This window comes from Microcoleus sp. AT8-B5 (assembly GCF_036705565.1).
Classification (GTDB): Bacteria; Cyanobacteriota; Cyanobacteriia; order Cyanobacteriales; family Microcoleaceae; genus Microcoleus.
Genome location: NZ_JAUBUY010000008.1, coordinates 25,938 through 48,675, shown reverse-complemented (window position 1 = coordinate 48,675; position 22,738 = coordinate 25,938). Strand labels below are relative to the sequence as shown.

The window sequence follows — 22,738 nt, the reverse complement described above, 5'->3', positions numbered from 1 at the left end:
TATTTTAACTTGTCCAATTGCAGGGGCGATCGCAATTTCCGCGATCGCATCCGGCCTCTGTTTTATCACCGATTTCTTGAGTTTGCTAGCTGGAAAACAGATGCGTGTTGCTGGTGTATAGGAAACATCTTGCTAAAACCAGCAATCCGTGCATTAGGTAAAACTGCTGGGAGGGCGATCGACAATATCTAACTGGCGAGAGAACGTTAATAAAGTTTACAATTAGAGAATGTGGTCTAAGAAATACCAGCAGTCGCAACAGTTACTCAGTAATTATTTCAGATTAAATTAACATTTCACAGTGGAAAAAAGCCAAGCTGCCAGCTATAATTAAAGAGTAAGGGAAAAAAAATAACTCGCTGAAACGATAACGATATGGCAACAACATTGTACGAAAAAATGGGTGGAGAGCCAGCCATTAAAGAGATAGTCGATGATTTTTACCGCGATGTTTTGGCTGACGAGATAGTGAGCCACTTCTTCGATCATACAGACATGGAAAAGCAGCGCCGCCATCAAACTGCTTTTATCTCCTATGCCCTTGGCGGCACCAAGCAATACTCAGGCCGTTCAATGGAGAAAGCACACGCAGGTTTGAATTTACAGCCTGAACACTTTGATGCAATTGTGAAGCATTTGACCGATGCAATAGTTGCCCACGGCGCATCCCAAGAGGATCTCGATGAAGCGCTAGGTAAGATCGCGACTTTGAAAGAGGCTGTTTTGTACAAGTAAGATCGAGTGAATGCAACTGGGTTTTTGCAGCCACTAGAATAGTGATAAAAGTGGAGATTTCGTAATTGTGAAGCGAAAGCTCCACTTTGTTTTTTGCCGGATATAATGAACCGCTTTCGAGGCGAAGGAAGTAGCCTGTAGGGTTCGTCAGCTCGCTCACTTATTAGGCAAGAAAAACGCTGCGGCCCGTGGCACCATACAATACTATTTTAAATGCGTAACAGCTTAAGTAGATTTAGTAAAGTACAGTAATTGTTCGGCCATCCATGAGAGCGACGCTGATTGTTTCTTCGGTGAAGTACAGGTTTTTAACTCTATCGCCGGCAACCTCATGCCACCGCATATCCCGTATGAGGGCGGGCGTTGGGCGGTTGAAACCCCAAGACAATCTGATCTTTCCCAATCCCGGCTTCGACTAGCTCATTTGTAATCCCATCCTCAATGCCATCGCGTTGAATCCAAATTTTGTCATCAATAATTTGGACGTGAGTTATACATCCATGCACTCGCCGTTTTTGCTGCCAACCCACATCAAACAGCATAAAGTGATTGCGATCGCGATCGACAATTAAGTGCTGATCGATTTCTCCAAAAGAATAGGGAATTTCTGCATACTTTCTTAAAATGGTCTCGATCGTTTGCCGATAAAACTCTAAGTTATCCATCTTCTAACCTCCGCTGTGTTCGCATCAAAAATTAGCAATTTTAAGTGATTAATTTCAACCATTAATTGTGGCAGCTCCTCTGAAAAAAAATCTAAAAACACGCTTTCTGGAATGGCTAAGTACAACAAACGCGCCGAATTCTGCCGCTCCAAAACTTGTGAATACATGATGTATTGACCTAGCGCCTGCTCCAAATCATGTACGGGTGATGGGCCGATAAAGCTTTTCACCTCCACTGCAATCCGCTGACCTTCTTTCTCTGCTGCCAATAACTTCTGTGCACCCAAATCTATATAAGCCGAGCGTCCTCCTATCTTCAAGGTTAAGGGATCGTTAGTAATCGTCCAACCATCATTTTCTAGAGCCGTTCTCACCGTATTGTGGTAAATGTCTTTAGCCATCTTCAGAGTACCTCATCCAACTTAATGTCGGCTCCTTGTCGCCCATTATACCCTGGCTACGGGTGGGGAATACTCAGTTTGGCTATAGTTCAGCCTTTTGCCAGATGACAACCCTTAACTGCTCATAGCAAAATCGATAATATTTCGAGTCAGAGTGTATGCCGCAATACTTCGGAAAACTCCAAACAACCGAACAGCCTTGGTCAATTATTGGCTCTGTACAATCGATCGATAAAACCGATTCCCTACGGGATAGCTGCGCTTCACGCACAATTCACTTCAACTGTACCAATTCCTCCCTAAACATCAGCATCCTCGCACCGAATTTAATCCGAGTGCGAATGTCCCCAAACCCCCCCCACCTAGGGCGGGCACGCAGGCACCGCCCCTACAAGGGGGAGGAAGAAATTATAGACCAACCCCCCCTTAATAAGGGGGGGCTAGGGGGGGTAGAAAGCCGATCGCACTCAATAACAGTCCCTGACGAAGAGTGGGAAATTATACCATTTGAAGTGCGAGAAACAGACGAAAAAATAGAAATTGAAACATCACAAATATTGATTTCCGTAAAGCGCGATCGCACTTCCATCGAATGCTTCGACAAATCGGGAAAACCCTTTGCTAGCGACTGCGATCCCAGTATGGGATGGCGCACCGGCGCAACCGCAGGCTGGAAACGCATCGAAGCAGACGAACACTTCTACGGTTTCGGCCAACGCACCGGCTTTCTCGACAAACTCTCGGAAGTCAAGACAAACTGGACAACCGACTCCCTTGACTACAATTCCCTCACCGATGAAATGTACCAGGCGATCGCATTTTACATCGCCATGAATCCCGATCGCGCTTACGGCATTTTCTTCAACACGACATTTTGGAGTCAATTCGACATCGGCGCCCAACAACCGGGAGTTTTGCGGATGGAAACCAGAGGCCCGGAACTCGACTACTACATCATTTACGGCCCGGAACCCGCCCAAATTATCGCCACCTACACGCAGTTAACCGGCCGGATGCCGCTTCCGCCAAAATGGGCGCTGGGATACCACCAATGCCGCTGGAGCTACGAATCCGAGGACATTGTGCGCGAGTTGGCGAAGGAATTTCGCGATCGGGCGATTCCCTGCGATGTCATCCACCTCGACATCGACTATATGCGCGGCTACCGCGTTTTTACCTGGAGCCCGAAGCGTTTCCCCGATCCCGCGAAACTGATCGCAGACTTGAAAGCAGCGGGTTTTAAGGTTGTCACGATTGTCGATCCCGGTGTCAAGTACGAACCGGAAGCAGATTATGAAATATTCGATCGCGGTGTAGAAAATGACTATTTCGTCCGCACCGCAGAGGGAAAGCTATTCCACGGTTACGTTTGGCCGGATAAAGCGGTGTTTCCCGACTTCCTGCGGCCGGAGGTGCGCCAGTGGTGGGGCGAATTGCACAAAACCCTGACAGATATTGGGATTGCGGGGATTTGGAACGACATGAACGAACCTGCGATCGCCGAACGGCCTTTTGGTGACGGCGGCGAACACATCAGCTTTCCCCTGGATGCACCGCAAGGCCCGGAATCCGATCGCACAACTCACGCGGAAACCCACAATTTGTACGGTTTAATGATGGCGAAAGCTTGTGCTGAGGGGTTGCAAAAAGTGCGATCTGGCGAGCGATCTTTTGTGCTGACGCGATCGGGTTTTGCGGGCGTTCAGCGTTACTCGTCGGTGTGGATGGGCGACAATCAATCGCTGTGGGAACACTTAGAAATGTCGCTACCAATGCTTTGCAATATGGGGCTTTCCGGCGTGGCGTTTGTCGGTTGCGACATCGGCGGTTTTGCGGGGAATGCAACGGCTGAATTGTTCGCGCGGTGGATGCAGGTGGGGATGCTGTATCCCTTGATGCGCGGTCATTCGGCCATGAGTACGGCGCAGCACGAACCGTGGGTTTTTGGCGATCGCACTGAGAAGATTTGCCGCGAATACATCAATTTGCGCTATCAGTTGTTGCCTTATATTTACACGTTGTTTTGGGAAGCTGCGACGACGGGAACGCCGATTTTGCGACCGCTACTATATCACTTTCCGCGCGATCGCACAACTTATCACCTTTACGATCAAGTATTACTCGGCCCGTCGCTGATGGCTGCACCTGTTTACCGGCCGGGAGTTGAGCATCGCGCCGTGTATTTGCCGGAGGGGACTTGGTACGATTGGTGGACGGGTGAATGCTATCAGGGCCCGATGCACATTTTGGCTTATGCACCTTTGGAGAGAATGCCGCTTTACGTGCGGGGCGGGGGCATAATTGCGATCGCACCTGTGAAGCAATTTGTCAGCGAAGAACCCCTTGAGTCATTGAAAATGCGAATTTGGCCCGGAAGCGGTGAATGGACGCTTTATGAGGACGATGGACACAGTTTTGAACATGAAAAAGGTGTCTGGGCTACGACTAATTACAAGGTGTATTTGGAAGGGGAAAAAATCATCGTTGAAATTGCCGCGCGAGAGGGTCAATTTTTGATATCTGAACGCGAAGTTATTGTGGAAGTTGTTGGCGTTGGCGAACAGCGATTTACAGATGATGGTACGGTGCGGCGTTTGACATTTTGATAACTTTGGCATAAAGCGGTTTATGCTATGGTGGGATTGATTCAGGGCGATCGCTCGATCTGGCAGAGTTTGAGATGGAAAGGGCGATCGTATCCTGAAAATCTGGTCAGCCTGTGATTCCGGTGTGGTGCGATCGAATTCATCAGTCGGTAGCAAAGATGTTAGCGGGGTAGAGAAATCCCAAAAAAACAGCCAACAAATTCGGCAAAGGGGTTGGATAAATTGTAAACCTGTCAAGATTGTGGACTATCGCGGAATTGAAAGTTTGAAAATTATTCGATTGCAGCCAGGCTTTTTATTTTCGCCAATTCAAACCTTACTCAACAAATGGAGGAATAAACCATGCTAATAGAAGAATATTTTGAATTTTTAGCCGAGGATGACATTCGAGTAAAAGGGACAAGAGTAGGAATAGAAAGCATCCTCTATGAATATATTTATCATCAACGTTCACCAGAGGAAATCATCAAACACTTTTACACTTTGACCCTGGATCAAATTTACGCAACAATCCTGTATTATTTAAACAATAAAGCCGTCTTAGATAAATATATCGAAGACTGGCTAGAATGGTCACACCAACAAAGAAAAGCCCAACAATTAAACCCTCATCCAGCTTCGATTAGACTGCAAAAAATTAAGGAAGAAAGAACTAAAAAAAATGGTCCTCAAGTATCTAATGGATGAAAATATTGACCCGGTTTATCCTACTCAAATTCGGAGTAAACAAGTAGAATTAATTATTCGGGTCATTGGCGAACCTTTTATACCAGCCAAAGGAACTAAAGACCCTGAAATTTTAGAATGGTGTGAAAAATATGACTTTATCCTAGTCACGAATAACCGTAAATCTATGCCTGTTCACTTGAACGATCATTTGCAAGCCAATCGTCATATTCCTGGAATATTTATTTTAAATGCGAATTTAAGCGTTGGGCAAAACATAGAGGAATTAATTTTGATTGCCGAATGTTCTTTTCTCAATGAATATCAAGATCAAATTATTCATCTACCTATCACTAAAGAGGTTTCCTGATGACTCAAGCTATACCCAAGTTAATAACTTTTGATGACTTCCTGGAATGGAAGCCAGAAAAAGGACACCATGAACTACATAACGGAGTTATTGTTGAAATGCCCAATCCAACTGGTAAACACTCAGCGATTGCCGGTTTTCAGTCGCTCGAATTGGGCTTTGAAATCAGGCGATTGCAACTTCCTTACTTTATTCCCAAGGAATGTACAATTAAATTTAGCGATAACTCTGGCTACGATCCTGATGTAATTGTATTAGATAAACAAGCTGTAGAAGCCAATGAGCCTCGATGGGAAAGAGAATCAGTCATCACTCAGGGAAATTCCGTTAAATTAGTTGTTGAAGTTGTCAGCACTAATTGGCGGGATGATTATGCCCACAAAATGATTGACTATGAAGCACTAGGCATTCCTGAATATTGGATTGTAGATTATTTGGGTTTAGGTGGTAGCCGTTATATTGGTTCTCCGAAACAGCCGACTTTATCAGTTTATCAGCTAGTAGATAGCGAGTATCAAATTAAGCTGTTTCGAGGAGATGAAAGGGTTGAATCGGCAGTGTTTCCAGAGTTGAATTTGACCGCAAAGCAAATTTTTAACGGTGGGTCAGTGTAATGCACTGATAAATTTTCAACCAACCTGGGCGTGAGGATAAAGAAATAGAAATTATGTCATCATCATTTACAATGATTAACCGAGCATCTGGTATAATCTACATAAATAACTTAGATGAACTTTTATTATCACCACATTTATGCTATAACCCTATCACCTAGCTAATTTGTTGCTTGTGGCTGGCAAAAAATCCGAAAGTTAATGATTGGGAGAGAAATAGAATGTCTACAAGAATTGAAGAAGTTAAGAAGCAGTTATCTAGTCAAAGTGAGCAAGAAAGACTTGCTGCTTTATCAGAGACTCTCAATTATGGTCAACAAGGTTTAGAACTATTGATTGAACAGTCTATCAAAGATCGATCGGAGAGAGTCAAACAATTTGCCTACAGAGTTTTTCGTGCTGATAATTATTGTTTGAGGGCAAATGCACCAGAAAGCTTAACACCTTCCCCAACAGACGTTATTACTTCTCTGGCAATAAGTCCAGGTAATAGTATTTTAGTAGGAGGGAGTTGGAAAAAGATTTGGGTATGGAATTTGCAAACAGGGGAAATAATTCGTAGTATTGAAGGACATTCGCACTGGGTTTTGTCAGTTGCTATTAGTCCTGATGGCAATACCTTGGTTAGCGGAAGTGCAGATAAAAATATTAAGGTATGGAATTTAAAAACAGGGCAGCTTATTCATACATTAATCGATCTAAGTTGGCATTCTAGTTGGGTTACTGCTGTTGCGATCGCTCCCGATGGAAAAACCATTGTTAGTGGTAGCACCAACAAAACCATCAAAATATGGGACTTAAATACTGGGAAATTAAATGAAACTCTACAAGATCCAAAGGAACTATCTTCTGTTTTGAGCTTATGTATTAGCCATGATGGAAAAGTTATCGCTTGTGGAAGCACTAATAATAAAATTACCTTATGGAATTTGGATAGCGGTAAACTCATACGCAGTATTGAAGGACATTCAGCTTGGATTCAATCTTTAATTATTACTTCAGACAACACAACCTTAATTAGTGGCAGTCGTGATGGTGTTGTAAAATTTTGGCAATCAAAATCTGGAGAACAATCTTCAAATCAATCAGGTTCAGCTTTGGGTAAAGGTTTAGTAGATGTAGCAGCTACTGTCGCAGGGTTTTCATTAGGAGGGCCTATAGCTGTAGGGGCTTGGGTATTAGGTAGAATTATTGTTGCCGCAGCAGATAATGGAGGTGTTTCTGTACTACCTCTTCAAAATTTAGAATGCACCAAGACTTACCCAAATAATCAATCAATTAATTCTCTAGGTTGTAATATCAATCAAAATATACTTGTAGTAGGTGTTTCCAGAGAAATTAAAATCTTTGATTTAAGATATAATTATAATAAAGTCATCTACACTTTACCAGAGCAGCCTGATTTTATTAGCTCTGTAGCAGTTAGTCCTAATGGAAAAACTCTTGCTGTTGCAGGGAAAGATTGGGTAACATTATTGGAACCACAAACAGGAAAACCACTTCATGCTATTAAGGGATGTTCTTATCCAAAATTAAGCAAGATTGTTATTCATGAAATTTCCCAAGCACTCACTTGTGGTCAAGTTCAATATTTTACTGTCCAAGGTTTAGACCAGAATAATAGAGATATCAACCTTAACGATAAAGATGTTGAATGGGAAACTACTGGCGGTAAAATCAAACAAGGTTTATTTACAGCAGGTGAACGGGAAGGAAGATTTGAAGTTAAAGCAAAGATAGGAATTTTTGAGACTTCTGTCACAATTACTATTATTCAGCCCCCTAGAATCACTGAGATTTCTGTTACTCCTTCTAGGATTACTTTAGAGTTTGGTAAAACGCAACAATTTACAGCACAAGTTTTAGATCAACGCAGAAATCCCATGCCGGAAACTGTATTGTGGGAAGTAAGCGGAGGTGGAACGATCGATCAAAATGGCAATTTTGTAGCTGGAAGCGATCGAGGTAAATTTGAAATCATCGCTTCAGTCAGTTCAATTCGTCGAGTTATCCCAATTACGATTATTGAACCTCCGAAGCTAACAGAACTAATTATTATATCGTCAACATCTCAATTAGAGTTTGGGCAGAGTTTTCAGTTTCAAGTTAAAGGAGTAGATCAGTATGGTGACAGCATACAAACTGGGAGAATTACTTGGTCAACAAGTAGCGGCGGTGGAATAATTGACCAAACTGGCTATTTTATAGCTGTCAACAAGCAAGGAAACTTTGAAGTTATCGCTTCAGTTAGTTCAATTCGTCGAGTTATCCCAATTACGATTATTGAACCTCCGAGGCTAGCAGAACTAATTATTACATCCTCAATACCTCAATTAGAGTTTGACCAGAGCTTTCAGTTTGAAGTTAAGGGAGTAGATCAGTATGGTAACAACATACAAGCTGGAAAAGTTACTTGGTCAGCAATTAGTGGAAACATTGATAATCGGGGTGTATTTTATGCGGGCGATCGAGAAGACACTGTTATTATTAAAGCAAGTGTAGGGAGAATTAACACTTGCACAGAAGTTAAAGTTTACGAACCTTCTCGGTTAACATTCATAGAGATTTTACCTTCATCTGTTACTTTAGAGCCAGGAGAAAGCCAAAAATTTAATGTGGTTGCTTTAAATCAACGAGGTGAAGAAATATCTGTCAGCAATATAGAATGGAATGCAACAGAGGGCTTAATCGATCGACATGGCAATTTTTGCAGTGGAGAACAGCAAAAAGGTGCTTGTCAAGTAACCGTCAATGTAGGGCATTTAAGCGCTAATGCTGAAGTTACTGTTACTCCTGTTCTGAGAGGGCTAAAAATATCTCCTGAACAGGTAGAAATTAAACCAGACGAATCATTTACTTTTACTGTAACTGGATTCGATCAAGTCGGCGATCCTTTAGAAATAACGAATGTTAGATGGAACAGTACAACTGGTGGATTAATTACCAATAAAGGAGCTTTTAAAGGCGATTATCAAAAGCGCGAAGTTACTGTCACCGCAAAATTAGGAAAACTTAGTGATACAGCTAAAGTTATCCTCCTACCTGTTTTAAGACGTTTAGAAGTTCAGCCTGGTTTTGTTTATCTTAAATCAAGCGAACAACAAACATTTGTTGTTAAAGGATTAGATCAATTCGGCTTTTCACTCGCGCCCGGTGAGGTTGATTGGGAAACAACCGGAGGTGAAATTGCTCAAGATGGTACATTAAATTTTACCCAGAATGAGCAAGGTTATTTTCAAGTAACTGCAACATCTCAATTAGCTCCGAAGTATACGCAAGATATAAGAAAGCTCTTTTTATATACTGGTATTTCTAGCAGAATAATATCTTACTTAATTTCCTATGAAATGCTGCTCCAAGAAATATTTTCTTTAGATTCAGGCTCAACAGATACCGAGGAAAAATTAGATAATGCAATAGTTGATGAGACACAAGAATTAGATATAAGTACAGATAAATTCGAGGCAATTCAAGAGACGGATACGATAGTAGAAGCTGACGAACAACTAGATATAGAGGTAGATCAAACAACAGATATTGATACAATTGTAGATCCAAATGTATTAGATTTTTATACGGCTTTAGAAGGGTGGTTTTGGAAAAAGCTGCAAAAGCTAGTAGCTAGGGTTTTCTTATCTATCAGTCGTTTCTGTTTGAGTGAGGCGAGTGCAAACTTAAGCGCTTCTGCTGATGTCTTTGTTTTGGCTGTTAAATACAATCCCTATAAATGTTTTAAATGTCTTAATGTCCTTAATGGTCATTTTGATAATGATTTTGATTTTGATTTTCATTTTGATCGTTATCATGGATATTATAGATATCATGAATTGATTCATACTTCTTTGGCTATTACACCAGATGGACAGAGACTTGTTAGTAGTGGTTACTGGGACGATTCCATAAAAATATGGAATTTAAACACTGGAGAATTAATTAGTACACTGGAAGCTCCTCAACACTATATTAACCCTATTGCTATTACTCCAGACGGGCAAACACTTGTTAGTGGTGCGAATAACACCATAAAAATTTGGGATTTAAAGACGAATGAGTTACTACACTCTCTACATTATTCAGATTCAGTTTATTTAGTGGCTATTACACCAGATGGGAAAAAGTTTATTAGTGTTGAAGACAACAACATTATTCAAACATGGGATTTAAACAACCAAGAAATCTTGAAAGCATTTTATATTGATTGGAGTAATACTAACAGGATTGTTATTTCTCCAGATGGACAGAGAATAATTGTAGGAAGTGAAAAAATTATCAAATCCTATGATTTAATAACTGGAAAATTGCGAACTATTATAGGATGTGATTTAGGATGGATTTATGCTTTGGCTATTACACCGGATGGTAAAACACTCATCACTAGCCATAATAACAACACGATTAAAATATGGGACTTAACGAAGGAATCTCCAGGTGTTCGGCTAAGTTTAAAGAGTTCTGCTATAGTGCGGACTCTTACACTTACACCTGATAGTCAAAGAATTGTATCGGTTGGATATGACGATGACGATTATGAGTCGTTTATTGAAATATGGGACTTAAATACTGGAGAAAAATTTCACTCTATAGAAGAGTATTTCAGCAGCCATATAGAAGAGCATTTCATAGACCATATAAAAGAGAGTAGTGTTGCCCAAGTCAGATGTTTAGCCTTTTCAATCCTTAGAGAGAGAGGATTAGATCCAACGCCATCATTAGTTATGCAAGTTATGAAAGTTTTGCAAGCTATGGACAGTGGCATATTGTCACACAGAAAGAGTCATCGAACGCCATCATTAGCTATAGCTATTCAAGTTGTGCAGGAGTACCTAAAAGAGTATTTTTCCCGCGCTAATAGGGTTTCTTGCCTTGCAATTACGCCAGATGGAAAACAAATTATTAGTAGTCACTGTGATGGAACTATTCGCATATGGGGAATCCCAGAGTTGAGTCTGTAAGAATAGATCGTGAAAAGCACCTTTGTTATAATATACCGTCCGGGGATGACTAGACCCGACACCTACCCACAAACTATGCAAGCCATCCAAATTACCACCTTCCAAGCTTTGTGGCGCAGCCTCGGCCTGATAATCAAAGCCGCACCAATTGAACTCCGCCATTTAATAATACTCAACATCATCGCCGGTGCTGCCCCATCTGCCGTGCTTTTTTTAGATAAATTAATCATTGATGAAGTATCTCGGTTGCTGTCGCAAACCCAAACAGCACAGCCCCTTGCTTTGATGCTTTCCCGACCAATATTGCTGTGGAGTATTGGCGGAGTCTTAAGTCTTAGGTTAGTCGGCGATGCCCTAGACACAATGAGTTCTTTTGCAGCGACATCTTTGCGCGATCGCGTTCAAGGCTTTGTCGAAGGAAAAGTCCTCGAAAAAGTCGCCAATTTCGACGATATTGCCCTGTTTGAAAACCCGGAACTATTAAATATAGTAGAACTCGCAAAAACCGGAGTATTCAAAATACAGCAACTAGCATTTACCATCAGCATGACCATCACGGGAATTTTTATATTTATTCCATCGATAGGCCTTGCTGCTGCAATAGCTTGGTGGGTGCCAGTGGTGATGTTGATTTCATCCTGTCCCTCAATTTACATCCAAAGAAAATATAGCAAAATCATCTGGAGAGTTCAAAGAAAGCAAGCTAAAATCAGCCGCGAGATGAACTTGTCCGCTAGAGTCCTGACGGGCGAAGAATATGCTAAAGAATTGCGTTTGTTTGGCTTGCAGGAACTTTGGCTCAAACGCTGGCAGGAGCAGTTTTTGCAATTTTTTAGCGAGATGCAGCAAATCCGAAAAAAAGGAGCAATTGTTTTACTTTTGTGGTCAGTGTTTAGTAGAATCGGAGTAGCTTTGCCCTTTGTTTATGTGGTAATGGGAGCTTTGGGAGGGCGCTATACTTTGGGAGATTTGGCGCTGTATTCGGGTTTGATTGTTCAGGTGGAGCAAAGTTTGCAGTTACTTATAGGCAATTATGCTAATTTGTACGATATTTCCCTCGGTGTTACTCCGATTTTTCAACTTTTGGAACTCAAACCAGAATTGCAGTCTCCGCTTGGAGATGTAGCATCTCGCCTGCCTAGTTTACCAGAAGACGGGCTAGATGCCTGCCCCACAAAAGATAAAATTGGCATCGAGATTAAGCATCTATCTTTCTGCTATCCCGGTAGCAATAAAAGCACGATCGCAAATATCGACTTAACCATTAATCCGGGTGAAATGCTAGTGCTTGTTGGTGAAAATGGCGCGGGTAAAACCACCCTTGGCAAACTGCTCGGCAGACTGTACGATCCGACAAGCGGTACGATCGACTGGAACGGCAAAGATTTGCGATCGTACTCTCTAGCATACGTGCGATCGCGCATCGCCGTCGTCATGCAAGATTACGCCCGTTTCCCCTCGACAGTCCGCGAAAACGTCGGTTTCGGCGACTTGCTTTCACTGTCAGATGACACCGCAATTAATGAAGCTATTTCCGAAGCAGGAATTAGCGCCAAAGTAAATAGTCTTTCCGCAGGTTTAGAGACTCCGTTGGGGAAACAATTAGAAGACGGCATAGACTTATCGGGGGGACAGTGGCAAAGAATTGCGATCGCCCGCGCCTTAATGCGGCTTTCTACAGCCGAAGTGCTCATTTTTGACGAACCAACCGCCGCCCTCGACCCCAAGACAGAACACGAAATTTACAGCATCTTCCGCCAAATAGCCGCCGGGAAAACAACCATAGTCATCAGTCACAGATTGGGCTTAGCAAAAATTGCCGATCGCATCGCCGTCATGGAAAACGGTAAAATAGCAGAAATAGGAACTCACGACGAATTGATAGCATCAAACGGAATTTACTGCTCAATGTTCACCCGTCAAGCTAGCAGCTATATTTAGAGTTAAACAAACAGTCCGCCAGGGGTTAAAACCCCTGTCGAGAGAGCGAAACTCGGTTGAAACCGACTGGGGAGATATTGCAATGCTTGTTCAAAAATGTGTCTTTCAGTCCTCTTTGAGAGGACTTTTGCTATGAGACGCGGGCTTTCAACCCCCGGCGGACTTGTGGGTTAGCGTGGGGAATTTGGCGCGGGTGATTGCGATCGATTATCGCGGATTTGCGCTCTAATTTCTCTCGTTAGGTGGCGAGAAACCGAGTTTCTGCGACAAGTTTCAGTTGAGTACGAGAAATATCGGAAGAAACCCGGTTCCTGGGATTAGCTGCGTGGCGAGAAACCGGGTTTCTGCGACAATTTTCCGCCTCGCACGAGAAATATCGAAAGAAACCCGGTTTCTGAGCGTGCGATCTTTTTGAGAAAATTGTCAGAAAGTGCGAGTTATAATAAAACCAAGCTAGTTGGCGATAATATCAACGATGGAAACTATAACTCTCAACCTACCTGCATCCGTCGCTTTAACCGACGAACAATTTTATCAATTGTCCATCGCTAATGAAGAGTGGCGATTAGAACAAACCCCCGAAGGAGAACTAATTATTATGCCTCCAACAGGCGGCGAAAGCGGCATCAGAAATTCGGATCTCAACCTGGGACTCGGTTTGTGGAATCGTCAGACTCGATTGGGAAAAGTCTTTGACTCTTCCACTATCTTTCAATTACCCAACGGTGCGAAGCGTTCCCCTGATGCTGCTTGGGTACTCCTAGAACGTTGGGAAGCATTATCCGCAGAAGATAAGCGCAAATTTCCTCCCCTGTGCCCGGACTTTGTAATAGAATTGCGTTCGCAAAGTGATTCCCTAGAAACATTGCGGGCTAAAATGCGGTATTATCGAACTAACGGCTGTCGCTTAGGTTGGCTAATTGACCCCCAAACGCCTTTAGTAGAAATCTATCGCTTGTCTGAAGATGTAGCAGAAGTGATTAATTTCTCTTTTGACCAACCGCCTACACTTTCGGGTGAAGATGTACTTCCCGGATTTCTTCTAGATATTACACCTATTCTCAATCCTTGAATCTAGATCGAGAACTGTCGCCCAAGTTGCGAGAAACCGGGTTTCTGCGACAATTTTTGGTTGAGTACGAAAGATGTAGGAAGAAACCCGGTTTCTGGGATTCACTGCGTGGCGAAAAACCGGGTTTCTGCGACAATTTTTGGTTGAGTACGAGAGATATAGGAAGAAACCCGGTTTTTGGGATTAACTGCGTGGCGAGAAACCGGGTTTCTGCGACAATTTTTGGTTGAGTACGAGAGATATAGGAAGAAACCCGGTTTCTGAGATTCTTGTGCCTCCAAAAAGTCGATCGCAAATTATCTCCCCGTCAACGTATCCGCATAAGGATCGGGCAAAGCTTGCTGCACCTCCAAAAGCGGCAAAGGATCTCCAGTCAACGGTTGGCTAATCAAATTTTTTTTTACCCCATCCCCCTTGCGATCGCGCTCTTGCAAATGCGATAATTCCTCTTGATAAACCGCAAGAATTCGCGCCAAACTCGCCGCCAAATCATCCCAATTCTCATCTCCTCCCAACTTCTCAGAAATTCCCTCAAATAACTCTCCCGCTTGCCTTTTTTGAACATAAGCTTTCAAAAGCTTTCCCGACTTTTGCAAAACGGCCTGATAAATATCCCCATCAGACCACCACAGCCCCTGTTGACTCAGCAGCCAAGTCAAAATATACTCGCGAGCGTGTTGCTCCTTCACCCAGGCCGCGAGATACTGCAAATCTTCCATAGTTACAACAGTCTCCTCAATTTTCCTCAAAATGTCCGCTTGTTTGTATCTACCGTTACCGCGATCGACATAATACCTGCCTTATCATCACCTGTCGGCGTCATTAATATCCCTTAAATCTTAAAAAAACCCTACTGATTTACCAAACAGCAATTCTGAGAATATAAAAATAAACCTAAACCTCCTAGGTCTATTGTCCAATACTTTTAGTCCACCGGAAAGCGGTACACCCCGCCTCGCTTTCCTCTCTCGCAAACCTATCATCAAGCGGGAACAACCAGCGGGTTATTAGCATGACAAAGCAAAATTTTGGTTTAATCGGTCTAGCAGTGATGGGCGAAAACCTAGCGCTCAACGTCGAAAGCAGAGGCTTCTCCGTGGCTGTATACAACCGCACCGCAGCCAAAACCGACGACTTCATGGCCAAGCGCGCCCCCGGCAAGAACATTGTAGCCGCCAAGACTCTGACAGAATTCGTCGATATCCTAGAAACCCCGCGCAGAATCTTAGTCATGGTGCAAGCTGGGAAACCCGTAGATGCAGTCATCGACCAGCTCAAACCCATGCTGTCACCGGGCGACATGATTATTGACGGCGGCAACTCGCTCTACGACGACACCGAACGCCGCACCAAAGATTTAGAATCGATCGGACTGGGATTTGTCGGCATGGGAATCAGCGGCGGCGAAGAAGGCGCGCTGAATGGTGCTAGTTTGATGCCCGGTGGCACCCGCACTGCTTACGGCCTACTAGAGCCAATTCTCACCAAAATTGCCGCTCAAGTAGATGACGGCCCCTGCGTCACATTCATCGGCCCTGGTGGCGCTGGCCACTACGTGAAGATGGTTCACAACGGCATTGAGTACGGTGATATGCAGCTCATTGCTGAAGCCTACGATTTGCTCAAAAACGTTGGTGGATTGAACGGCCAGCAGTTGCAGGAAGTTTTTGCCGAATGGAATACCACAGACGAGCTCAACTCGTTTTTGATTGAAATTACGGCTAATATTTTCAAGTACATTGACCCGGAAACTAAGCAACCCTTAGTTGAGGTAATTATGGACGCAGCCGGTCAGAAAGGTACGGGCCGCTGGACTGTAATGAGTGCTTTGGAATTGGGCGTGAGCATTCCCACAATTATCGCTGCTGTGAATGCCAGAATCATGTCTTCTTACAAAGACGAGCGCATCAAAGCTTCCCAAGAACTAACCGGGCCTAGCGGCAAGTACGAAGGCGATACTAAAGAGTTTGTGAATAAAGTCCGGGATGCGCTTTACTGCTCGAAGATTTGCTCCTACGCTCAAGGCATGGCGCTGTTGAGCGCGGCATCGAAGTCCTACAATTACGACTTGAGTTTGAGCGAAATTTCCCGAATTTGGAAGGGTGGCTGTATCATTCGGGCTGGCTTTTTGGACAAGATTAAAACAGCTTTCAAGGACGATCCTACGTTGCCGAATTTGCTGTTAGCGCCGGAGTTCAAACAGAGCATTCTCGATCGCCAATCGGCTTGGCGAGACGTGTTAGCTACTGCTTGCCAACTGGGGATTGCAGTGCCAGCATTTAGCGCCTCGCTGGACTATTTTGATAGCTACCGACGCGAAAGATTGCCACAAAACCTCACGCAAGCTCAGCGTGATTATTTTGGGGCTCACACCTACGAACGCACCGACAAACCGCGCGGTGAATTCTTCCACTCTGAGTGGACGCAGACTGCTAAAGAGTCGCTGCAAACCGGTACTACGGACTAATTAATTTTTGTAGGGTGCGTTTCGGCGCACCTTACTAATTTCGGATTTTGAACCGCTTCATCCGTGGGCTCGCCTCTCAAATCTAGAATCTAAAATCTAAAATTCATTGACGTTTGTTTTTGAGATAGGTTTTAATATATTCGTCGTTAAAGAGCGATCGGGCGATCGTCAGTGCTTCTTGTCTTTCTGCGTCTGTCATGTAATCATCGCCTTTTATACCTGATGGCGGGTGTCGAGGATCGCCGCCTGCATCGAGGAATCGCTGACGTGCGATCGCCATTAATTCTCCCAATCTGCGGTCTTGTTCTCTTCTAATATCATGCGGTTTCGTCATAGTCTTCCAGCTCGTCTATACGAATAATCTCGCCACTTTGTAGTATAGCAGCCCTTGGTAAAACTCGACTAGGGGTTTCGATGTACCAAAAGCCCTTTTCTTCATCATATATTCTCCAGATGAGCAAGTCGAGAGTTTCCAGGGCATTGATAATTAAGTATTGAACTCCTGATGATGGCATAGGTTGATGTGTAGTTGAGCCTGTACTGAGCAAATCTGGTACAATTATAACTACTCCTTTAAAATAAATGTAATTTTATGAAACCTTTTATAGTGAGAGCAGCAGCCGTTTTCAGTGATATTGCAGCATTGGTATTTGATAAATTAACAGAAGAAGATCAAAGAAAACGTTTATTAGATAGTGGTATTCTGGAAGTGGATGAAATGACTGGTAAAGAGTTTGAAATATTTCTCAATATCCATTTTAGGAACTTGGGTTATAGTGTTACTTTAACTCAAGATAGTCAAGATTATGGGGCTGATTTAATTTTATACAAAGATGGCTCAAAAACCGTGGTTCAAGCCAAAAGAAGCAAAAATCCAGTTGGGATTAAAGCAGTTCAAGAAGTAGCAGGAGCCGTCAGACATTACAAAGGAAATAAAGGTAGAGTAATCACTAACAACAGATTTACAGAAAACGCTTGCAAACTTGCTCAATCTAACGATGTAGAGTTATGGGATCGAAAAAAACTAATTGAGTTTATACTCACAGCTAAGAATTATCAATAAATCATGTTACAAATTTCTAATACTGTGTTCATTCCTGATGGCGAAATCGAGATTAGTGCGATTCGCTCTCAAGGCGCGGGGGGGCAAAATGTCAATAAGGTGGCGAGTGCGATTCACTTGCGCTTTGATATCCCAGCTTCCTCATTGCCCGATCGCTACAAGCAGCGTTTGTTGCAAATCAACGACCAGCGCATCACCTCCGAAGGTGTGATTGTCATCAAAGCTCAGGAACACCGCAGCCAGGAACAAAACCGGGAAGAGGCTTTGAGACGGCTGCAAGAACTGATTAAAAGTGCGATCGTCATACCGAAAAGGCGCAAACCCAGCAAAGCGACTCGTAGTTCCCAGCGCAAGCGTCTCGACAGCAAAACCAAGCGAGGGCAGATTAAAGCTATGAGAGGGAAAGTCACGGAGTGATTGATAATCTCAATTCCTATTAAAATTAGGATATAATTGTAGGTGATGATGGTTAGTTTTAGGAAACGGCAATGACAACTACTGCAAGTAACGAGCCGACGCTAGCCGATGTTATTGAAAAGCTAGACAAGCTATCGGCTGAAGTTGAGAAATTATCAACTGATGTTGAGAAAACTAATGACAAAACCGACAGATTCAATGACAAATTCGATAACTACCAGAAAGCTACCCAATGGGTTGTGCAACTTGCTTTCACTTTGATTGCAAGCGCCACTATCACGGTGATTATCACTTCTGTTTTTCGTAAGTAATACCAAATCCTACTTTAATATCCTCTTTATAACTTGCTTGTTAGATGCCCGACTTCTTGAAGAAGTCGGGCATCTAATCTGCTTTTTTAGGTTGGTCTAATTAGAACCAAGCAACAAATGTTGTCAGTCGGGATTTGGTGGGCCTAAGTCGTTAGGTAAATCGTTAAGCGTTTTTCCCAAAGCTTTGCAAAGAGCTTTCATTTGAGCAATGGTCAGTTCGGGTTCGTCTAGTCCTCGTTCCCATTTGCTAATGGCTTGCTGAGTTAAGGTTTTTGTGCGAGTCTTGTCGGGAATTTGTTTTGCTAACGCGGATTGTGATAAACCAACAGCCTCCCGCAAGATTTGCAGTGCTGGTATATCTTTCGACTCTTGAGTTTGTTTCTTTCGGGGCATATCATAGAAAATTCACAACCAAAGTTGTTGACAAATTGCTAAAATACAACTAAGGTTGTTTAAGATAGAGACAACAGAAAGGCGGCTCCTTTAGCCGGACGGTGGAAACGCTTTGGTTTAGCGAGCTGCCTTATTTGTAGTTTCTACCCATTATGCCTGCATACCCTTAGTATTTTCCGGGCTTGGGTGCATGACTCAAGCCCCTTTCCCTAGACATGGACAAACCCCTGCGGGTTAGTTATCGTTCGGTGAGGACTCACGACTTGGTAAGTCATCGGGAATTTTGGTTACGTCTAATCCTAAAACCTCAAACATAGTTTTTAGAGAAACCTGGTACAGGTTAGCCATAGCAAGTATGTTTTCAGCATTAGGTAGGGCCTTGCCTAATTCCCAGTCAGCTTGTCTTCGCTCGGAAATTCCGATTTTTTCTTTGACTTGAGGGCGTGTTAGTCCAGCTTGTTCTCTGAGTAGTCTCAATGGAGACTTCTCCTTTTCTTGTAAATCTTCTTCTATCATGGGACGAAATATTCATGAAGTTTACGTCTTAACAAAGGCTTGAATAAGACGTAAACTTCATGTTAGTAGGCAAAACAAAGGCCGCTCAACGAGCCTCCAAGGTCAAAATGCAGGTGTCAACTACCCAGCATCAAGCGGAGTACCGCCGGAGATGTGGGCTTGTATCTGAGCTCCACCGCAATTCCGAGAATCTTTGCAGAATCTCAGCTTTAGTTTCACGGCCCGACACATTAGGGGATGCTGACAAGCTCCCCGTACTCGTCCAGTCCTGCCGGACAAGCAACGTTCTCATGGCAATATTTCGCGCACCCACCAAATCAGCATGAAGCTCGTGTCCGCAACATTCACAGCGAAACAATAGCCCTTTTTTTGGTCTATTGCCTGCTGATGTGTGTCCGCACTTTGGACAGCTTTGCGAAGTATAATGAGCTGGGACTTTAGTAGCTAAAGAGCCGTTCAAATTAGCTTTGTAGTCAATATAGCCGTGCAATTCGGCAAACGACCATTTAACTTTATTTCGATTAGCTCTTCGCTGTTTCTTGCTAGCCTTTTTACCAGACTTGGACTTAATTCTCTCCCGAACTCCGGTTAGGTTTTCCAGTCCAATCAAAGTATTAGGTTTTGCAATATCCTTGCTAATTTGGTGGTTCACGTCAGCGATAAACCGTCTTTCTCTTCCCGACAAAGCAATTAGTCTGCGCTTTGCCGAACGAGTGTCTTTACGCTGAAGAGTTTGTCTAGCTTTATGATAGCGGTTGGCTTTATGTCTAGCGTCGGAACCTGAGTAGAAATTCGACTTGTTTTGTAAGTCTGTTTCTACGGCTAAGTAGCGCATCCCCACGTCAACGCCAGAAACTCTAGTTATTTTCAGTGGGTCGAGTTCAGGGGTTTCTACCTCAATACTTACCATCAAATAGTAAACCTTAGAGGAACGCTGATAGACAATTTTAGCTGCTCCAAACTTGGAACCCTTGGCAATCAAATCCAGATGCTTGTTGTAGCCATCATACGAAACTACTATTCTACCAGCTAGGGTAATAATACTCACCCTCTGCTCGGATTTGAACGAGTAGTCGCGCTGATAATTCAAGGTACAGGTTCGAGAAATATACTTAGGGGGCTGGTCTAGTCCTTTGTACCTTTTCTTGGTGTATCCTTTGGCAATAGCATCGTTAGATTGTTTTACCTTAGTCCAGAGTGTTTTGTAGGTTGCCGACACTTGTCTGGGTACATTGCAAGCCATCTGAGCGCCCAGCCCAAATCGAACACGCAATTCGTTGTAAACAGCCTTTTGCAACTTAGCGCCATTGCTGGTTTTGTTCGCATCAAAAGCAACTCGCGAAGTATGATTCAAGGCATCGCGATAAGCCAAGGTAGTCTGAGACACCAAACCTTTGTGCTCGGCATTCAGGTTGAGTTTTAGCTTGGCGGTGATTATTTGAGGCATTACTTTCACGAAGTCTGAGAAAATTCTATCTCGTGAACATGGAAAAAGCAAGTGGTGTAGCAAAAATTATTTGTTCGCTCATCGACCGCCCCGAACTTTCCGACACATAAAGTCATCGGTTTGGTTCGGGACGGCTCTCCTGGCTCACGCAAATTCCTCCCGACGCTCACCTAGGTACAGGTAGAGCGCGGGACTCCTTTTGGTTTAGTTGAAGAACCGCCTTATTTTTCGTGTCTATCAATTATGCCTGCATAGCCAAGCGTATTTTCGGGGGTTGGGCGCATACCTCAAGCCCCTTTTTTCTCAACGCCGAGGAGGTGATGCCATGTAAAAGGTCGATCGACCTCACAGGAGTGCCCAACTCAAAATTGTATCAGCAGTAATAATTTTTTAACTGTTGGTTTAATTTAATTGCTAATTCGGCCCAAAGCTCTCTGGAAGTTCATCGATTTTTTCTATTTTTAGTTCTCGGCAAATAGCTTTCAACTGAAAGAGAGAAAATTTTGGTTCTGTGGCTCCAGATATCCATCTATGATACGTGGCCCGGGGAATCCCGCATCTAAAAGCAAACTCATCTTGTGATAAGTCTGTTTTGTTGATTCTTAGGGCTTCCAATGGTGAATTGCCCTCCTGTCTTCGTTCTTTTCTTGATGACATTGTAACATAAATCTCAAATTGAGATGTCATACTTGACAAATTTAAATCGACATCTCATAATGAGATACAAGTGACAGAACAAAAGCTGGCCGGTCAGGGCGAACAGCCAAAACCTACAGTTTTGAATAACCGCCTTGAGGTGGTGCCATGTAAAAGGTCGATCGACCTCACAAGACAGCCCAACTCAAAATTGTATCAAAGATCCAGACCAAAACTTCAACTTTGCGATCGCACAACTTCCGTGCTATCGTGCCCTTTCTCGAACCATTCCAGATCATGTCCACATCAATTGACAACTTCTACCTAGGCGATGTCGCCTCCAACTTTCACTTTGCAGGCCCGCTGCTAGACTTTGAAGAAGAAATCCAGAATCAATCTCCCTTTCACGATTTAGATTACCTCACAGGCGAAATTAAAAGGGGATTCCTAGACTACGTGCGTCAAGGAATCATGCTGGACGCCATCCGAAAGCTGCGATTGTACAAAGACAAATTCAAAACTTTTAAAAGTTACTGCGAACAAGCATTAGGCAGGCAGTATTTTTACTGCACGCAAATTATCAAAGCTGCGAGCATTTGCCTGCGCTTAATTAAAGCCGGATTTGAGATTTTGCCTAGCTGCGTTGCTCAAGTTGTCCCTTTGTTCAAACACGCAATTACCGACCAATACGGCGACTGTCGTTTACAGGAAAAGTGGCAAGAAGTTGTCGATGTCATACCCAAAGAAAGGATTACGGCAGTAACTATTGCTGAAACCGTTGACAACAATCCCAACCTCCGGCTCAAACAAATTCGGATTAAAACCGACACCTACGCCATTTTAACGAAAAAAGCAGCCGCAGCCGGACTGTCAATTTCGGAATTTTTGGCAAGGTTGGTTGGCGAATACAATCCCAGAAATTCAGACCAGCCAGCGGAACATACTCCCGAACAAGAGGAGATTTTAGACCAATTAGACGCGGAGTTTAAGAAGCCTGCCACGGAACCGACTTCAACTTCTGCCCCAGGAAAAGTTAAGTCTAAAGGTTTTGGAGTCAAAGTTGAGCCTAAAGGTGGTAAAACGGAAGTGAAGGCGAAAACTTCGGAAAGGGAAGTTAAGGCGAAAACTTCGGAAGGTGAAGTTAAGTTCAAAAATCGGCAAACTGAAATCAAAGCCGAGAAACAGTCGAATTCATTTAATGAGAAAAATCATGAAGTCATCTGCCCAAAATCCTATCATGCGTCAACTGAAATTAATGGAGGCTCAACTGAACGAAATTCAGTGCCACCTTATTAAAGCCAGTGTGTTGAATTGGTGGCAAATAGTTTTGCCTGACGGTCAGAAAATTGCGATCGAGCACGCGGGCGGCGGACACTGGATTTTTCGGGCTAACGGGCTTGAGAAATTTCATCCAGAAGTGCGGCTAGCGGTGTTAAGGGCGATCGCCGAAGGCTGTCGCCGATAAG

General features: G+C 43.5%; 23 protein-coding genes. 14 read left to right on the top strand and 9 right to left on the bottom strand.

What is annotated here, in order from left to right; all coding sequences use genetic code 11:
- Window positions 1-375 precede the first annotated feature (375 nt).
- Window positions 376-735, top strand: a complete 360-nt coding sequence (locus QUB39_RS07800; RefSeq protein WP_333055558.1) for a group 1 truncated hemoglobin — start codon at window positions 376-378, stop codon at window positions 733-735.
- Window positions 736-1,064: 329 nt separating this feature from the next.
- Here QUB39_RS07800 and QUB39_RS07795 read toward each other — a convergent pair whose 3' ends face one another.
- Entirely contained in the window at window positions 1,065-1,400 is a 336-nt protein-coding gene (locus tag QUB39_RS07795; protein ID WP_333102648.1) for a XisI protein, read from the bottom strand.
- Window positions 1,388-1,801, bottom strand: a complete 414-nt coding sequence (locus tag QUB39_RS07790; protein ID WP_333102649.1) for an element excision factor XisH family protein — start codon at window positions 1,799-1,801, stop codon at window positions 1,388-1,390. The genes QUB39_RS07795 and QUB39_RS07790 overlap by 13 nt, the downstream gene beginning before the upstream one ends.
- 158 nt (window positions 1,802-1,959) lie before the next feature.
- On the opposite strand from QUB39_RS07790, the gene QUB39_RS07785 reads away from it, so the two are divergent.
- The 7 genes from QUB39_RS07785 (at window position 1,960) to QUB39_RS07755 (ending at window position 14,022) form a co-directional block, all read left to right on the top strand.
- Window positions 1,960-4,407, top strand: a complete 2,448-nt coding sequence (locus QUB39_RS07785; RefSeq protein WP_333208046.1) for a glycoside hydrolase family 31 protein — start codon at window positions 1,960-1,962, stop codon at window positions 4,405-4,407.
- A gap of 342 nt (window positions 4,408-4,749) precedes the next feature.
- Entirely contained in the window at window positions 4,750-5,094 is a 345-nt protein-coding gene (locus QUB39_RS07780) for a DUF433 domain-containing protein (protein WP_333208044.1), read from the top strand.
- Complete coding sequence (locus QUB39_RS07775) at window positions 5,087-5,443, top strand: hypothetical protein (protein ID WP_333208043.1); 357 nt, start codon at window positions 5,087-5,089, stop codon at window positions 5,441-5,443. The genes QUB39_RS07780 and QUB39_RS07775 overlap by 8 nt, the downstream gene beginning before the upstream one ends.
- Window positions 5,443-6,057: a Uma2 family endonuclease gene (locus QUB39_RS07770; protein WP_333208042.1), complete on the top strand. Its 615-nt coding sequence runs from the start codon at window positions 5,443-5,445 to the stop codon at window positions 6,055-6,057. The genes QUB39_RS07775 and QUB39_RS07770 overlap by 1 nt, the downstream gene beginning before the upstream one ends.
- Before the next feature lie 221 nt (window positions 6,058-6,278).
- Window positions 6,279-11,009 carry an Ig-like domain-containing protein gene (locus QUB39_RS07765; RefSeq protein ID WP_333208040.1) on the top strand — a complete coding sequence of 1,577 codons (4,731 nt, stop codon included), beginning with the start codon at window positions 6,279-6,281 and terminating at the stop codon, window positions 11,007-11,009.
- Between the two features lie 75 nt (window positions 11,010-11,084).
- The gene (locus QUB39_RS07760) at window positions 11,085-12,950 is read left to right on the top strand and encodes an ABC transporter ATP-binding protein (protein ID WP_333208038.1); all 1,866 of its coding nucleotides are present in this window, start codon (window positions 11,085-11,087) and stop codon (window positions 12,948-12,950) included.
- A gap of 475 nt (window positions 12,951-13,425) precedes the next feature.
- On the top strand, window positions 13,426-14,022 hold the full coding sequence (locus tag QUB39_RS07755; protein ID WP_333055566.1) for a Uma2 family endonuclease: 597 nt from the start codon (window positions 13,426-13,428) through the stop codon (window positions 14,020-14,022).
- Between the two features lie 296 nt (window positions 14,023-14,318).
- On the opposite strand, the gene QUB39_RS07750 is transcribed toward QUB39_RS07755, so the two are convergent.
- Window positions 14,319-14,741 carry a hypothetical protein gene (locus QUB39_RS07750; protein ID WP_333055567.1) on the bottom strand — a complete coding sequence of 141 codons (423 nt, stop codon included), beginning with the start codon at window positions 14,739-14,741 and terminating at the stop codon, window positions 14,319-14,321.
- Between the two features lie 293 nt (window positions 14,742-15,034).
- On the opposite strand from QUB39_RS07750, the gene gnd reads away from it, so the two are divergent.
- Window positions 15,035-16,489 (top strand): decarboxylating NADP(+)-dependent phosphogluconate dehydrogenase, encoded by a 1,455-nt coding sequence (gene gnd / locus QUB39_RS07745; RefSeq protein WP_333055568.1) that lies wholly within the window; start codon window positions 15,035-15,037, stop codon window positions 16,487-16,489.
- Window positions 16,490-16,592: 103 nt separating this feature from the next.
- On the opposite strand, the gene QUB39_RS07740 is transcribed toward gnd, so the two are convergent.
- Both QUB39_RS07740 and QUB39_RS07735 read right to left on the bottom strand, forming a co-directional pair.
- Complete coding sequence (locus tag QUB39_RS07740) at window positions 16,593-16,823, bottom strand: hypothetical protein (RefSeq protein ID WP_333055569.1); 231 nt, start codon at window positions 16,821-16,823, stop codon at window positions 16,593-16,595.
- Window positions 16,807-17,004 carry a hypothetical protein gene (locus QUB39_RS07735; protein ID WP_333055570.1) on the bottom strand — a complete coding sequence of 66 codons (198 nt, stop codon included), beginning with the start codon at window positions 17,002-17,004 and terminating at the stop codon, window positions 16,807-16,809. The genes QUB39_RS07740 and QUB39_RS07735 overlap by 17 nt, the downstream gene beginning before the upstream one ends.
- Window positions 17,005-17,081: 77 nt before the next feature.
- Between QUB39_RS07735 and QUB39_RS07730 the strand changes: the two genes are divergently transcribed.
- The 3 genes from QUB39_RS07730 (at window position 17,082) to QUB39_RS07720 (ending at window position 18,280) form a co-directional block, all read left to right on the top strand.
- The gene (locus tag QUB39_RS07730; protein WP_333208036.1) at window positions 17,082-17,552 is read left to right on the top strand and encodes a restriction endonuclease; all 471 of its coding nucleotides are present in this window, start codon (window positions 17,082-17,084) and stop codon (window positions 17,550-17,552) included.
- A gap of 3 nt (window positions 17,553-17,555) precedes the next feature.
- A complete protein-coding gene (gene arfB / locus QUB39_RS07725) occupies window positions 17,556-17,969 on the top strand; it encodes an alternative ribosome rescue aminoacyl-tRNA hydrolase ArfB (RefSeq protein ID WP_333208034.1) in 414 nt (137 codons plus the stop codon).
- 71 nt (window positions 17,970-18,040) lie between these two features.
- The gene (locus QUB39_RS07720; protein WP_333208032.1) at window positions 18,041-18,280 is read left to right on the top strand and encodes a hypothetical protein; all 240 of its coding nucleotides are present in this window, start codon (window positions 18,041-18,043) and stop codon (window positions 18,278-18,280) included.
- Between the two features lie 123 nt (window positions 18,281-18,403).
- On the opposite strand, the gene QUB39_RS07715 is transcribed toward QUB39_RS07720, so the two are convergent.
- The 4 genes from QUB39_RS07715 to QUB39_RS07700 form a co-directional block, all read right to left on the bottom strand.
- Window positions 18,404-18,673, bottom strand: coding sequence for a helix-turn-helix transcriptional regulator (locus tag QUB39_RS07715; protein ID WP_333038826.1), 270 nt, complete (start codon window positions 18,671-18,673; stop codon window positions 18,404-18,406).
- Between the two features lie 234 nt (window positions 18,674-18,907).
- Window positions 18,908-19,189 carry a helix-turn-helix transcriptional regulator gene (locus QUB39_RS07710; RefSeq protein WP_333055574.1) on the bottom strand — a complete coding sequence of 94 codons (282 nt, stop codon included), beginning with the start codon at window positions 19,187-19,189 and terminating at the stop codon, window positions 18,908-18,910.
- Between the two features lie 130 nt (window positions 19,190-19,319).
- Complete coding sequence (locus tag QUB39_RS07705; protein WP_333208030.1) at window positions 19,320-20,636, bottom strand: transposase; 1,317 nt, start codon at window positions 20,634-20,636, stop codon at window positions 19,320-19,322.
- A 414-nt stretch (window positions 20,637-21,050) separates the two neighbouring features.
- Window positions 21,051-21,293, bottom strand: a complete 243-nt coding sequence (locus QUB39_RS07700; protein WP_293176868.1) for a helix-turn-helix domain-containing protein — start codon at window positions 21,291-21,293, stop codon at window positions 21,051-21,053.
- Between the two features lie 276 nt (window positions 21,294-21,569).
- On the opposite strand from QUB39_RS07700, the gene QUB39_RS07695 reads away from it, so the two are divergent.
- Together QUB39_RS07695 and QUB39_RS07690 are read left to right on the top strand one after the other, a co-directional pair.
- Window positions 21,570-22,568 carry a hypothetical protein gene (locus tag QUB39_RS07695; protein WP_333208029.1) on the top strand — a complete coding sequence of 333 codons (999 nt, stop codon included), beginning with the start codon at window positions 21,570-21,572 and terminating at the stop codon, window positions 22,566-22,568.
- A complete protein-coding gene (locus QUB39_RS07690; protein WP_333181070.1) occupies window positions 22,510-22,737 on the top strand; it encodes a hypothetical protein in 228 nt (75 codons plus the stop codon). Before QUB39_RS07695 ends, QUB39_RS07690 begins: the two co-directional genes overlap by 59 nt.
- Window position 22,738 lies beyond the last annotated feature (1 nt).

Excerpts from the sequence above, each read along its gene's own strand:
- QUB39_RS07800 (WP_333055558.1), top strand. The coding sequence starts at position 376 with ATGGCAACAACATTGTACGAAAAAATGGGTGGAGAGCCAGCCATTAAA.
- QUB39_RS07795 (WP_333102648.1), bottom strand. The coding sequence starts at position 1,400 with ATGGATAACTTAGAGTTTTATCGGCAAACGATCGAGACCATTTTAAGA.
- QUB39_RS07790 (WP_333102649.1), bottom strand. The coding sequence starts at position 1,801 with ATGGCTAAAGACATTTACCACAATACGGTGAGAACGGCTCTAGAAAAT.
- QUB39_RS07785 (WP_333208046.1), top strand. The coding sequence starts at position 1,960 with ATGCCGCAATACTTCGGAAAACTCCAAACAACCGAACAGCCTTGGTCA.
- QUB39_RS07780 (WP_333208044.1), top strand. The coding sequence starts at position 4,750 with ATGCTAATAGAAGAATATTTTGAATTTTTAGCCGAGGATGACATTCGA.
- QUB39_RS07775 (WP_333208043.1), top strand. The coding sequence starts at position 5,087 with ATGGATGAAAATATTGACCCGGTTTATCCTACTCAAATTCGGAGTAAA.
- QUB39_RS07770 (WP_333208042.1), top strand. The coding sequence starts at position 5,443 with ATGACTCAAGCTATACCCAAGTTAATAACTTTTGATGACTTCCTGGAA.
- QUB39_RS07765 (WP_333208040.1), top strand. The coding sequence starts at position 6,279 with ATGTCTACAAGAATTGAAGAAGTTAAGAAGCAGTTATCTAGTCAAAGT.
- QUB39_RS07760 (WP_333208038.1), top strand. The coding sequence starts at position 11,085 with ATGCAAGCCATCCAAATTACCACCTTCCAAGCTTTGTGGCGCAGCCTC.
- QUB39_RS07755 (WP_333055566.1), top strand. The coding sequence starts at position 13,426 with ATGGAAACTATAACTCTCAACCTACCTGCATCCGTCGCTTTAACCGAC.
- QUB39_RS07750 (WP_333055567.1), bottom strand. The coding sequence starts at position 14,741 with ATGGAAGATTTGCAGTATCTCGCGGCCTGGGTGAAGGAGCAACACGCT.
- gnd (WP_333055568.1), top strand. The coding sequence starts at position 15,035 with ATGACAAAGCAAAATTTTGGTTTAATCGGTCTAGCAGTGATGGGCGAA.
- QUB39_RS07740 (WP_333055569.1), bottom strand. The coding sequence starts at position 16,823 with ATGACGAAACCGCATGATATTAGAAGAGAACAAGACCGCAGATTGGGA.
- QUB39_RS07735 (WP_333055570.1), bottom strand. The coding sequence starts at position 17,004 with ATGCCATCATCAGGAGTTCAATACTTAATTATCAATGCCCTGGAAACT.
- QUB39_RS07730 (WP_333208036.1), top strand. The coding sequence starts at position 17,082 with ATGAAACCTTTTATAGTGAGAGCAGCAGCCGTTTTCAGTGATATTGCA.
- arfB (WP_333208034.1), top strand. The coding sequence starts at position 17,556 with ATGTTACAAATTTCTAATACTGTGTTCATTCCTGATGGCGAAATCGAG.
- QUB39_RS07720 (WP_333208032.1), top strand. The coding sequence starts at position 18,041 with ATGACAACTACTGCAAGTAACGAGCCGACGCTAGCCGATGTTATTGAA.
- QUB39_RS07715 (WP_333038826.1), bottom strand. The coding sequence starts at position 18,673 with ATGCCCCGAAAGAAACAAACTCAAGAGTCGAAAGATATACCAGCACTG.
- QUB39_RS07710 (WP_333055574.1), bottom strand. The coding sequence starts at position 19,189 with ATGATAGAAGAAGATTTACAAGAAAAGGAGAAGTCTCCATTGAGACTA.
- QUB39_RS07705 (WP_333208030.1), bottom strand. The coding sequence starts at position 20,636 with ATGCCTCAAATAATCACCGCCAAGCTAAAACTCAACCTGAATGCCGAG.
- QUB39_RS07700 (WP_293176868.1), bottom strand. The coding sequence starts at position 21,293 with ATGTCATCAAGAAAAGAACGAAGACAGGAGGGCAATTCACCATTGGAA.
- QUB39_RS07695 (WP_333208029.1), top strand. The coding sequence starts at position 21,570 with ATGTCCACATCAATTGACAACTTCTACCTAGGCGATGTCGCCTCCAAC.
- QUB39_RS07690 (WP_333181070.1), top strand. The coding sequence starts at position 22,510 with ATGCGTCAACTGAAATTAATGGAGGCTCAACTGAACGAAATTCAGTGC.